Raw genomic sequence first — 13,754 nt, 5'->3', positions numbered from 1 at the left:
CGGTGCAATTTGCACAGTTTGACCACTTAAGTAAGACTTTAAGTAGTCAAACTAACAGTTGACGGACTAAAGTCCGCCCAACAGAAAAACAACCTAAAACCGCAGCACCATAAGTAGTCACTTTGTAAGTTCAATGCAGGTTCAATGTAGGCCTAATATAGAGTGGACTTTAGTCCATTAAGTTAAATAAAATTTAACCGTCTTTAAGATAAATACCGACATACAGGTGATCATTAAGCTTTGAAACTGACTTACTCATTTAAATACATAGGCGAGCCTTATTTTAGTACGCCGCGTTTTAATCAGTGGTTAAGGTTATTAATCGCTAGAAATACTCGTTCTAACTTTTAATTATGACTTTTTCTTAATGCTGACGTAGGCTCAAGAGACAAAATAAAAATTACGCCTTAACCCTAAGGACAATATTATGACCATTAAGTATTTTATAAGGCTAGCTAGCCTACTGTTAATGTTATCACCCTTGGCAAATGCAGAGTTTGACCGCAAAATTTCCATTGATGAAAGTAACACCAGTACTCACAGTACAAAAGTTAATGGCAAGAAATTTGATTACACCGCCACTACCGGTACTCAACCGGTTTGGGACGAAGAGGGCAAGCCTACTGCCAGCCTTTTTTATACCTATTATCAACGCGCAAATGTAAAAAACAAAGCCACTCGGCCATTGCTCATCTCATTTAATGGTGGTCCAGGCTCAGCATCTGTTTGGATGCATGTCGCTTATACTGGCCCTAACGTACTTAATGTCGACAGCGAAGGTTTTCCATTACAGCCATACGGTGTAAAAACTAATGACTTCTCCATTTTAGACAGCGCTGATATTGTCTTTGTTAACCCAGTCAATACTGGCTATTCACGAATTTTACCAAATAAAGAAGGTAAAATGCCGTCAAAAGAAGCACAAAAGAAAATGTTCTTTGGCGTAAATGCTGACATTAAATACTTGGCAGAGTGGATTAACACCTTTGTTACCCGCAATAATCGTTGGCAGTCACCCAAATACCTTATTGGCGAAAGTTATGGCACTACTCGTGTTGCAGGCTTAGCGTTAGAACTACAATCTCGCCAGTGGATGTACCTTAATGGCGTTATTTTGGTGTCACCCACTGATATTGGTATCAAACGTGATGGTCCAGTAAAAGCAGCCAATCGTTTACCTTATTTTGCCGCAACCGCTTGGTACCACAAAGCGCTTGCTGATGACTTGCAAAATAAAGATCTATTAGACATTCTACCTGAAATTGAAAAATTCACCCTTGAGCAATACTTGCCCGCGCTCGCCAAAGGTGGCTTTATTGCTCAAGATGAAAAGCAGCGCATCGCCGAACAAGTCGCTCGATATTCTGGTTTATCGATACAAGAAGTCTTGCGTAATAACTTAGATATTGAAGCGTCTTATTTTTGGAAAGAAATACTTCGTAATCGCGAACAAACCGTTGGTCGTTTAGATTCTCGCTATTTAGGTATCGATGAAAAAGTTACCGGTAGCAGCCCTGATTACAATGCCGAATTAACCTCTTGGTTGCACAGTTTTACGCCGGCAATAAATTATTATTTGCGTGAAGAGCTCAATTATAAAACCGACCTTAAATACAATATGTTCGGTAATGTGCATCCTTGGGATAGGAGCAACAATAAAACGGGCGAAAACTTACGTTTAGCGATGGCGCAAAACCCGTACTTAAATGTGATGATACAGTCAGGTTACTATGATGGTGCCACCAACTATTTTGATGCTAAATATACCTTATCCCAAATTGACCCAAGTGGTAAAATGCAGGAAAGATTATCATTTAAGGGTTATAAAAGTGGCCATATGATGTATTTACGTTATCAAGATTTAGAAGCGTCTAACCAAGATCTTCGTGAGTTTATGCAAGCCACCTTACCGAATAAAACCACACCAGCAAAATATTAAAGCAAACGCTAATTTAGCCAGTATTTTACTGCCTTAATTAAGATTGTCAGTGCCTAGGCACTGACAATCTTATTTCCAGCGCTGTCTATCAACCCACACTATTTCTAAATTTTTTACCTGCAAACCACTACCAATACCGAGTACTTTTGTTCTTAAAGCAAAGCTCACCACCATGAAATCCATAAGTGCCCTGCTCATTCCCTTCTCATTATTTCCTCTCTGTAAAAACATCTCACAGGGAGACAAACAGGAGAAATACAGAAGGAGAAGCACAGCAAGACCAAGCTTAAAACTTCTTTTAACTTACTGACAACTGACAGCTAAAAACTTGTCGTTAAACTTCCCTTAATCCCTCCTCATTGTTTCCTCCCTGTAAAAATAATAAAACAATTCACCAGGAGATAAGTAGCAGGACTACAGAAAGTAAAAAGGCCACCCATTGGCAGCCTTAAGTAGCATTACGTTCGTTTAAATTTCGTAATTAATTACTTGGTAACCTAAAGCTTCAAGCTGAGGTTTTAAGGTCTTAGCGTCGCCCACTACTACCATTAGCATTTCGCTTAAAACTAAATGCTTTTTCGCTAAAGCGTTAATGTCGGCTTTACTGATATTAGCCACAATGTCATTGCGCTCCTTGACAAAATCAGCGGTGAGATCATGCTCTAAAATTTGTGCTAAAAAGCCGAGTTTACGACCCGGTGTTTCATATTTCAACGCATCTTTTTGGTTGATGGCGTTGCGCATGAAAGCTAACTCTTCATCATTAATCCCTTGCTCCGCATAGTGGGTGATTTCTTTCACAAACTCAACAATTGACTTGTCTGTTACATTAGCTCGAACTTCTGCGCTCGCGGTATAGGTGCCAGAGAATTTATCACCATAAAAATACGAACGCGCACCGTAGGTGTAGCCCTTATCTTCACGTAAATTTAGATTAATACGGCTATTAAATGCCCCGCCTAAGGCAAAGTTCATTAGGTAAGCTCGATAGTATTCACCAGTAATATCTTCAGTAAGTGAACGTTTACCAATACGAATTGCAGCCTGCGTGGCATTGTCTTTATTTACTAAATAAATAACGCCTCGCTTGGTAGTTGAGTCGGGTAAGGTTAATAACAGCTCTTTGCCTGCGCCCGTCAGTGCTTTAAAAATACTCAAAGACTGCAAAATATCACCTTGGTCTAAATCTGACACCAATATTATTTCACTGCCTTTTGGCTGAACTTGCTCTTGATAAAGTGCTTTGATATCGGCTAATTCGATATTAGTTAATGAAGCTTCTGAACCCGCACTAGAAGTTGCCGCAATATTATCGCCATGCAGTAACTGGCGATAAGCATTTGACGCTAAATATCCGGCATCTTTTTTACCATTAATAGCACCTTGAATGGCATTGCTTTTATTACGCTCAAATTCACTTGGCAAAAACGCCGGCACGGTTAATTTTTCATAAACTAAGGCAAGCGTAGCGTCTATATGCTTAGTTAAGGTGTTTATATTGATCGCTAAATAGTCATTACCCGCTGAGATACTAACCGAAGCACCCAGTTTTTGCAGGGCTTTGCTCATGTCTTCGGCGCTACGTTTGGTGGTAGACTCATTTAACATGGAGGCTAAAAGTGCTGCTGTGCCAGCCTTTTCTTTACTTTCATAATAGTGACCCGCGGGGATTTTGATCAACATTGAGGTGGTTGGTGTCTCGCTGCTTTGTGTTGCCAGTATTTTCATACCATTAGCAAAAGTTTCGCGCCACATTTTGGGTACTTCAACAGCTTTATTTGCCCCAGCAACCGGCATAAGGCTGCGGTCAAAATCGTCTTGCGCTTTACGCACTTGTAAGTCGGTATCTGAAGTCATCGCACGTTCAGGGATAACCCGTGTTGGTGGTGTGAAATTATCTAGCGCAGCAACTAATAATTTTTGCCCTTTTGGTACTATGCTCATGATCACGCCATGTTTATTTTTGATATATTTTTCATAAACACGCATTACATCAGCTTTGGTGACCTTGGCATAACGGGCAATGTCTTGCTCAATATAATTTGGATCGCCTTTAAAGGTTTCATTCGCTGCCAGTTGGCTAACTTTACCGGCTACACTTTGCAAACCAAAAATAAAGCTAGCTTCCATTTCGGCTTTTGCTTTGATTAAGTCATCATCTTCAACACCACGGCGTTCAAATTCAAGTAAGCTAGCACGAATCACTTTTTCCATATCTGCCAAGGTCTTGCCTGACGCTGGATGTGGAAGTGCTAACATATTAAAAGTACAAGCGAGTTCCGCACAGGGATGACTTACCGAGGCTTGCACAGCCAACTGATTTTTAACTAAGTTTTTATAAAGTAATGAGGTTTTACCCCCACCTAAAATACTCGAGAGTAAATCTAGTGCGGCTTCGTCTTTATGCCTAACACTCACCGTTGGATACGACATATACACTAAAGGTAAATGCACATTGTCTTCCATAGAAATATAGCGATCAGCCTCGAGTATAAAGCTGGGTTTTTCAGGCATTTTTACTGCTGGGCCACGAGGAATAGTGCCAAAATATTTGCTCACCATTGCCAAAGTGTCAGCAATATTAAGATCACCGCCTATGGTTAATGTGGCATTATTAGGACCATACCAACGCAAAAAAAAGGCTTTTAAGTCATTAACATTAACCCGGTTTAAATCGTCAATATAACCTATGGTTTGCCATGAATAAGGATGGCCTGCAGGATACATAGCTTCCGCAACACGTTCTCGCAAAAGCCCATAAGGACGATTGTCGTAACTTTGGCCACGTTCGTTTTTGACTGTTTCACGTTGTATTTCAAATTTCTCTTGTGTCACAGCATCAACTAAAAATCCCATGCGGTCAGCTTCAAGCCACAACATTTTTTCTAGTTGGTTCGCTGGCACGGTTTGAAAATAATTCGTGCGATCGCTGTTAGTAGTGCCATTCATGGTGCCACCAGATTCAGTGACTATTTTAAAGTGCTCGTCGTCAGCAACATTTTCTGAGCCTTGAAACATCATATGTTCAAAAAAATGTGCAAAACCTGACTTACCAACTTCTTCGCGGCCAGAGCCAACGTGATAGGTCATATCCACATGAACCAAAGGATCTGAGCTGTCTTGATGTAAAATCAAAGTTAACCCGTTGTCTAAAACATATTTTTGATATGGGATCACCGTTTTTTTCGCTACTGTTCGCACTTGCTCAACAAAAGTGATGCCATCAATAATGCGATCAGGTGTTTGGCTTTGCAGCTTATCGGTATCTTCACAGGCGACTAAACAAGTCAGTAAAAGCGGTAACGTCCATTTCTTCAAAATATTCTCCTCAATTCAATCATGATATAAATTTGGTAAAGCGGATCTAATTTTATCGCCATTGTGCATAAGTACAATAGCTAATTGATATTATTCCACTGTTGAGCTTTAGCTTAATGTAAAGTTCAACAGTGCTTGTGCCTGCACTTACTCGCCTAAGGCAATTTAGACGCCTTAGGCTTAAGACAGATAAACGTATCAAGTACAGTTAAGTTCATTCAAAACCCGTCTTATAGCTCGAATGAGGGAGTATTGAATAATAGAAAAATGGTGTAAAAAAAGGCCTCTGAGTAGAGGCCTGAATAACAACACACAATGAAGGGATCACTCGGCATTATTTAATAAGAACGTGAAGCAAAGATATTAACTTCAAATAAACAATATTAAATAAAAAATATTGTTTATTTGAAGTTCAAAACATTAGAGCAATACCTCTTTGATATCACTAATGCGCTTGTTCCCAGTTATCTCCAATGCCAGCTTCGGCAATTAATGGCACACTCATGGTAATGGCATTATTCATAATTTCAACCAAGGTTGCTGTAGTTTTCTCAACAATATCTTGGTGAATTTCAAAAATTAATTCATCGTGTACTTGCATGGTCATTTTGATTCTAGGATCGTTGTGCGCTTGTATCCAAGCATCAACTGCCAACATGGCTTTTTTGATAATATCAGCCGCAGTACCTTGCATGGGTGCGTTAATAGCCGCACGTTCAGCCGCTTTTTTGCGCATGGCATTTTTTGCTTTAATGTCTGGCAAATACAGTCGACGACCAAATAAAGTTTCTACATAACCTGTCTCAGTGGCTTGTTGACGGGTGTCTTCCATATACTGAGAAACATTAGGATAACGCTCAAAGTATTTATCAATATAGGCTTGTGCAGTATGGCGAGGCACATTAAGTTGTTTTGCTAAGCCAAATGCCGACATACCATAAATCAAACCAAAGTTAACCGCTTTCGCACTGCGGCGCTGATCTATAGTGACTTCATCAAGCGGTACGGCAAATATCTCTGCTGCCGTTGCCTTATGCACGTCTTTGCCTTCAGAAAACGCTTTAACTAAGCCTGGGTCGTCAGATAAATGCGCCATAATGCGTAATTCAATTTGAGAATAATCTATCGCAACAATTTTATGCTCAGGGGGAGCAATAAAAGCCAGACGTATTTTACGTCCTTCTTCACTACGAATAGGAATATTTTGCAGATTTGGATCAGTCGAAGATAAACGCCCTGTTGCGGTAACCGCTTGTTGATAAGAGGTATGAACACGGTTAGTAGTTGCCCCAACTAATAACGGTAACTTATCGGTATAAGTTGACTTTAACTTACTTAAGCCACGGTTTTCTAAAATCACTTTCGGTAACGGATAATCTAACGCTAATTCTTGTAATACTTCTTCTGCAGTTGAAGGCGCACCTTTAGGAGTTTTCTTAATAACCGGTATTTTTAGCTCTTCAAACAAAATTACCTGCAATTGCTTAGGCGAGCTTAAGTTAAAGCTTTTACCTGCAAGATTATGCGCTTCAATCTCTAACTCCGCTAAACGTGTACCAATTGATTGGCTTTGTTGAGCCAACATATCGCAGTCAATTAATACCCCATGTTGCTCCATACGAGCAAGTACAGGCAGTAACGGCATCTCAATATCAGTAAAAACTGATAGCTGCGAACTCACTTTGGCTAATTGCGGGTAAATAGCTTGATGCAAACGCATGGTAATATCAGCATCTTCAGCAGCATAATGACCGGCCTTTTCAATTTCAATTTGATTAAAGGTTAACTGCTTTGCGCCCTTACCAGCGATATCTTCAAAATGTACGGTTTTATAAGCTAAATATTTTTCTGCTAGCGCGTCCATGTTATGGCGCGTTGCCACACTGTTCAAACAATAAGACTCAAGCATAGTGTCAAAAGCAATGCCTTTCATGGCAATATTATAATGCGAGAGTACATTGGCATCGTATTTTAAATTTTGCCCAACTTTACAGCAGGTTTCACTCTCTAATAATGGCTTAAGTTGCTCAAGCACCCAATCGAGTGCTAGCTGCCCTGGCGCATCAATATAATCATGCGTTAGAGGCACATAAGCGGCTTTTCCGGCTTCAATACAAAATGATAAACCGACCAGTTTAGCTTTCATATAGTTAACGCTGGTGGTTTCAGTATCAAAAGCAAACAGTTCAGCAGCGCGTAACTTTTCAAGCCAAACATTAAAGCTGGCTTTATCAAGAATAATGTCATATTCAGTATCAACGTCAGCAGGCAAGTCGGCAACAGTTTCGCTGCTTTGGGTCGTTGCAGTATCCGCTTTGCTATCGCCAGCGTCTAAATCGGTTAATAGCCGTTTTAATTCAAATCTTTGGTAAAGCGTTCTTAATGTTTCAGTATCAGGTGCTTTAGGTTGCAGTTCAGCAACGCTTTGCTCAAGGTCAACGTCGAGCTTAATAGTGGCAAGTTCATAAGAAAGCGGCAGGTGTGCTAAAGCGGTGCGTAAGTTTTCACCTACTTTGCCTTTAACGTCGTCAGCATGTGCCATAACTTCTTTTAAGCTAGGGTGTGCGGTTAACCATTTTACCGCTGTTTTAGGTCCACACTTTTCAACGCCAGGAATGTTATCAACTTTATCACCCATCAAGGCAAGGTAGTCGATAATCTGATCAGGGCGCACACCAAATTTTTCAATAACGCCGGCTTCATCCATTTCTACATTGGTCATGGTGTTAATTAAACGCACATGCGGGTTAACTAACTGAGCCATATCTTTATCACCAGTTGAGATCACGGTTTCAATACCTAAAGCGGTTGCTTGATGCGATAAAGTACCAATGACATCATCAGCCTCTACGCCTTCAATAACTAACAGCGGCAAACCCATGGCAACAATAATTTCATGTATTGGCGCAATTTGCGTGCGTAAATCATCCGGCATTGGCGGGCGATTAGCTTTATATTCAGCATACATATCATTACGAAAAGTTTTCCCTTTGGCATCAAATATCGCCACAATATTGCCATTGGGATAGTCTTTTTTTAGACTTCTGAACATGTTCAAAACGCCAGTAATAGCCCCGGTAGGTTGGCCGTCTAAAGTGGATAAAGCTTGCAAATATGGCACGTGATAAGCACGAAATAAATAAGATGAACCATCGACTAAAATAAGCGGTGATTGGTCAGAAGTTGGCATGATAATTTTATAACTGGGAGAAAGATTGGCTAAGCATGCCATAATCGGCAAATTGTCTCTAGCTATTCATTATATTTAAGCGCATCAATTAGCAATAATTGTGGATAAGTATGTTGAAAACCACAATGAAAAACCTTAAAGCTCTGGCGAACTTTACGGCAACTATTATTTAACTGCTTGTATTAGATATAAAAAGGTAAGTCTAAAATCCTTTTAAAATATTTATTATTATTTTTTTATTATGTGGATAAATAAATGTCTCAGCTTAAATTTAGCTGTTTAATTAACGAACAACATAAATAAACGAGCTAAGAGGTTACCAGAAAAAAAGCTCATTACCAGACAATTGTTAAACTATTTTTACCGTTTTATGACACCTATAAATAACAAAAAAACATAAGCTATATTAGACAAGGGCTAGCTTAATTAAATAAATTTAATTGTTGTAAAAATTTATTTAATCTTGGGCTTTACTAAGCCAAAATATGACAAAATCGTACATCTATTTTTCCACTCACTGTTACAGCGTTATTACAAAAATATAATCAAGCTCAAAGCGACACTAAAGCAATATAAAAAACCTACTTTAGCAATATTAGCTAATAATGAATTAAGTGCCGATTCTTGCGAGGTAAAGCCCTTTTTAATCACATAATAACTTGGCGCCACAAGTAAAATAGTAGTGAGCCAAAGTATAGGCGATACCTGTATGGCAAATATTGCATGAATAATTAACGCACCCGTAATGAGCATAGCGAGTAAAACTCTTGCGTTGTGTTCACCTAGAATAACCGCCAAGGTGTATTTTTTTACCGCTTGATCCGTAGCAATGTCTCTAATATTGTTCACGAGCATAATAGCGCTGCTATACAATCCTGCACTGGTGGCTAAGCCAAAGGCGAGTAATGAAAGGGTACCCGTTTGCAAATAATAACTGCCCAGCACTGCCACCCAGCCAAAGAAAATTAACACGGTAACTTCACCCAAAGCATTTGACGCCAATGGAAAGGGTCCGGCACTGTAAGCAAACACACCTAAAAATGACAACACGCCAAGAGCCAATATCGACCAACCCCCTTCAACCGTAAGATAAAATCCTGAAAGCATAGCCACAGTACATATTAGTGCTAAGCCAAGCTTTATCGCTGATAATGAGATTAAACCCGCTTGCACCACTCTTACCGGTCCCACTCTTTGTTTGCTATCCACCCCAGATAAACTATCAAAAAGGTCATTCGCTAAATTAACCGCAATTTGCAGTGACATAGCACAGACTAAGGCTAAGAAAAATATGCCCTTGTTAATGTCAACGTCACGGGTCGCCAATGCTGTGCCTAATAAAATGGGTCCAATGGAGGCGAGTAAGGTGCTAGGTCGAATGGCCAGCCACCAATAGTTGAGCTGCGACTTGAACTGAGATGTGAGCTGATACTTTATTAACATTAGCTTGGCTGTTGAGGTATTAGGGTTATTGACCTTATCTTATATGCAGACAATGACTAGCCAATATTTAGACATAAAAGAAGATAGATCAACTTAACCTTTGAAAAATAAAAAACGCTGTATCCTATGATGAATACAGCGTTTAAATTAACGCAAAAACACGCTTAATAACCTAATAACCTAATAACCTAAAGTGTAATCAGCTACAGCGTAATGAATTACATAGTGACAAATTCTTCTGCTGAAGTTGGGTGAATAGCCACAGTATTATCAAAGTCAGCCTTAGTTGCGCCCATTTTCATGGCAACCGCAAAGCCTTGTAATAATTCATCGCTACCAAAACCTATGCTATGAATACCCACTATTTTTTCTTCTTTACCTACGCAGACTAATTTCATACGAGTAGGGTCACGATAATCTTCAGTAATCGCTTGATATAAAGCGGTAAATTGAGAGCTGTAAACCTTAACTTGCGCTTCGCCATACTCTTCTAACGCTTCTTTTTCTGATAAACCCACCGTACCAATAACCGGATGACTAAACACCACTGTGGCTATATTGGAATAATCTAAATACGAATTGGGCTTATTATTGAACAAACGCTCACATAAACGACGTCCAGCAGCCACGGCAACCGGCGTTAACTGGGCTCGGCCGGTATTATCACCAACGGCATAAATACCATCAACATCAGTATTTTGATATTTATCTGTGGGAATAAAACCCCGTTCATCAAGCTCAATACCTGCTGAGGCAATATTAATATTATCAGTTGCTGGCTCACGACCAATCGCCCAAATTAAGCTGTCTACTGGGCCAACACTATTACCATTTTCTAAATGAATGGTTAATTTGCCATCCTGATGTTTCTCAACACGTGTTGGCACACTTAGGGTGTGTAGTCTTGGACCATGCTTGGCCATTTGCTCTACTAACGTGTCGCTCAGCATGTCATCAAAATTACGTAATGGTTTTTCTTTACGTACTAATAAATGAGCTTCGCTACCCAGCGCATGCAACACGCCGGCAAGCTCAACGGCAATATAACCCGCTCCCACCACAGCCACTTTTTTAGGTTGTTCGGTTAAAGCAAAAAAGCCATCTGAGTCAATACCATGCTCAGATCCTTCAATATCGGGACGACTTGGGCGTCCGCCTGTTGCAATGGTAATATGGTCAGCGGTATATAAAACCCCATCAACGTCTAAGGTATTTTTATCAACAAACTTAGCAAACCCCTTGATCACAGTAACGTCATTACTGGCAAAGCCACGCGCATAAGCTGCATGAATGCGTTCAATATAAGCTTCTCTATTTTTTACTAACTTTGACCAGTCAAAGCTTTGCAACGGTGCTTTAAAACCGTAGTCATTCGCGTAATGTAATGCATCGGCAATTTGTCCGGCATACCACATCGCCTTTTTCGGTACACAACCGACATTCACACAGGTGCCACCAATATGCTTAGCTTCAATAACGGCGGCTTTTTTGCCTAAACGCGCAGCTCGGTTTGCAGAAGCGATGCCGCCACTGCCGGCGCCAATCGAAATGTAATCAAAATGTTGTGTCATATTATTATTCCTATGTGATTATATTGCACTTAAAACATCAAAGTGATTATATTGCACTTAAAGCATCAAAATTCAAGCATGTCAGCCAATGTCGGTCATTATTGCCTCTTTATGACAGCAAAGGACATAATATTTAACGATTAAATTTCAAATTTGTCGCGCTAATGTTAAATAGTGCAAGCTACACCTTGATTATCGACTTATCTGCCATTACATCTACAGCATCATCTAGCAAACATGCGAATTTTATGACCAATCCATTATTACAAAAGACATCACTGCCGCAATTTTCTAAAATCAAGCCAGAACATGTTAAACCTGCGGTTGAGCAAGCCATCAAAGATTGTAAAACAGTGATTGAGGATGTATTAGCAAACAATACACAATTCACTTGGGCCAATTTAGTTGCCCCTATTGATGAAGTAAATGATGTGTTAGGTAAATTATGGTCACCCATTTCGCATATGAATTCAGTGGTCAATAGCGATAAGCTGCGCGATGCTTACGAGTCATGTTTACCACTTTTATCTGAATACGGTACCTTTGTTGGCCAGCACGCTGGATTATTCGCGGCCTACCAGCAATTACATGACAGTGCAGCGTTTAAAATACTTAACACAGCACAACAAAAAGTCATCAGTAACACCTTAAAAGACTTCAAACTCTCAGGCATTGCACTGAACGAGAAAGATAAAAAGCGCTACGGTGATATATCCACACGCTTATCAGAACTTAGCTCAACTTTTGGTAATAATATTCTCGACGCCACACAAGCCTTTAGCGTTAATATTACTGATGAAGCAGACTTAGCAGGTTTACCTGAAAGCGCCAAAGAAGCGGCACAAGCTTTAGCACAAGCACAAGAAAAAACCGGTTGGTTATTTACCTTAGACATTCCCAGTTACTTACCCGTAATGATTTATTGCGACAATCAAGCGCTACGCGAAAAAATGTATCGCGCCTATGTTACCCGCGCCTCTGAAATAGGGCCAAACGGTGGTGAATACGACAACAGCCCTATTATGGCGGAATTACTTTCTTTGCGTCATGAAATTTCCAACTTACTCGGATTTAATAGCTTTGCTGATAAATCATTGGCAACAAAAATGGCCAATAACAGTCATGAAGTATTAGGCTTTTTAGAAGACCTAGCGGTTAAGTCAAAAGCGCAAGCCGAACAAGACTTAGTCGAAGTTACCGCCTTTGCGAAACAAAATTTTACCCAAAGTGATTTACAAGCATGGGATTTACCCTATTACAGTGAAAAACTAAAACAAGAGCGTTACGCTATTTCGGATGAAGAACTACGACCTTATTTCCCTGAAAGCAAAGTGGTTACTGGCTTATTTGAAGTGGTGCATCGCTTGTTTGGTTTAAATATCAGCGAACGTAAAGGGGTAGATACTTGGCATAAAGATGTCAAGTTTTTTGATGTTTTTGACAGCAAACAGCAACGTCGAGGCAGCTTCTATTTAGACTTATACGCCCGTTCAAAAAAACGTGGCGGCGCTTGGATGGACGATTGTGTCGGCCGTCGTGAACTAGCTAATGGCGATATTCAATACCCGGTTGCTTACCTGACCTGTAATTTTAATGGCCCAGTCGGCGATAAACCGGCATTATTTACCCATGACGAAGTCGTGACCTTATTCCATGAATTTGGCCATGGTATTCATCACATGCTAACGCAAATTAACGCAGCGGGTGTTTCGGGTATCGACGGTGTGCCATGGGATGCGGTTGAACTACCCAGCCAGTTTTTAGAAAACTGGTGCTGGCAGCCAGAAGCACTGGCCTTTATTTCAGGTCACTACCAAACTGATGAAGCTTTACCGCAAGACAAGCTCGACAAAATGTTAGCGGCCAAGAACTTTCAATCCGCAATGCAAATGATCCGCCAACTTGAATTCAGTTTGTTTGATTTTAAAATGCATGCAGAATATTGCCCAGAAAAAGGTGACCAAATTCAGCAGGTGCTAAATAAAGTACGCCAAGACTACGCCGTTATTAAAGCGCCTGATTTCAACCGTTTTCAACACAGCTTTGGCCATATTTTTGGTGGCGGTTATGCCGCTGGCTATTACAGCTACAAGTGGGCCGAAGTATTATCAAGTGACGCTTTTTCTCGCTTTGAAGACGAAGGTATTTTCAACCAAAGCGTGGGTCATGACTTTTTAACCAATATACTGGAAATGGGCGGTTCAAAAGAGCCAAGCGAACTCTTTCAAGCCTTCCGTTGTAGACAACCCAATATAGATGCCTTACTGCGTCACAGTGGCATCACAGGTTAATC

7 protein-coding genes are annotated in these 13,754 nt (G+C 40.2%); 2 read left to right on the top strand and 5 right to left on the bottom strand.

From position 1 onward, the window contains the following. The first annotated feature begins 427 nt into the window (after positions 1-427). Positions 428-1,939 (top strand): S10 family serine carboxypeptidase-like protein, encoded by a 1,512-nt coding sequence (locus H4J46_RS08865; protein WP_182233156.1) that lies wholly within the window; start codon positions 428-430, stop codon positions 1,937-1,939. Between the two features lie 69 nt (positions 1,940-2,008). On the opposite strand, the gene H4J46_RS17225 is transcribed toward H4J46_RS08865, so the two are convergent. The 5 genes from H4J46_RS17225 to gorA form a co-directional block, all read right to left on the bottom strand. Then, positions 2,009-2,137 carry a hypothetical protein gene (locus tag H4J46_RS17225; RefSeq protein WP_259365752.1) on the bottom strand — a complete coding sequence of 43 codons (129 nt, stop codon included), beginning with the start codon at positions 2,135-2,137 and terminating at the stop codon, positions 2,009-2,011. Positions 2,138-2,407: 270 nt separating this feature from the next. Beyond that, positions 2,408-5,257, bottom strand: coding sequence for a pitrilysin family protein (locus H4J46_RS08860; RefSeq protein ID WP_220462985.1), 2,850 nt, complete (start codon positions 5,255-5,257; stop codon positions 2,408-2,410). Between the two features lie 445 nt (positions 5,258-5,702). After that, the gene (gene polA / locus H4J46_RS08855; protein ID WP_182233155.1) at positions 5,703-8,447 is read right to left on the bottom strand and encodes a DNA polymerase I; all 2,745 of its coding nucleotides are present in this window, start codon (positions 8,445-8,447) and stop codon (positions 5,703-5,705) included. A gap of 531 nt (positions 8,448-8,978) precedes the next feature. Beyond that, positions 8,979-9,890 (bottom strand): 1,4-dihydroxy-2-naphthoate octaprenyltransferase, encoded by a 912-nt coding sequence (menA, locus tag H4J46_RS08850; RefSeq protein WP_182233154.1) that lies wholly within the window; start codon positions 9,888-9,890, stop codon positions 8,979-8,981. A gap of 218 nt (positions 9,891-10,108) precedes the next feature. Next, a complete protein-coding gene (gene gorA / locus H4J46_RS08845) occupies positions 10,109-11,461 on the bottom strand; it encodes a glutathione-disulfide reductase (RefSeq protein ID WP_182233153.1) in 1,353 nt (450 codons plus the stop codon). 248 nt (positions 11,462-11,709) lie between these two features. Between gorA and prlC the strand changes: the two genes are divergently transcribed. Beyond that, positions 11,710-13,752, top strand: a complete 2,043-nt coding sequence (gene prlC / locus H4J46_RS08840) for an oligopeptidase A (RefSeq protein ID WP_182233297.1) — start codon at positions 11,710-11,712, stop codon at positions 13,750-13,752. Positions 13,753-13,754 lie beyond the last annotated feature (2 nt).

Source organism: Colwellia sp. MB02u-6 (assembly GCF_014077095.1).
Lineage (GTDB): Bacteria > Pseudomonadota > Gammaproteobacteria > Enterobacterales > Alteromonadaceae > Cognaticolwellia.
This window is presented reverse-complemented; position numbering and strand designations above follow the sequence as displayed.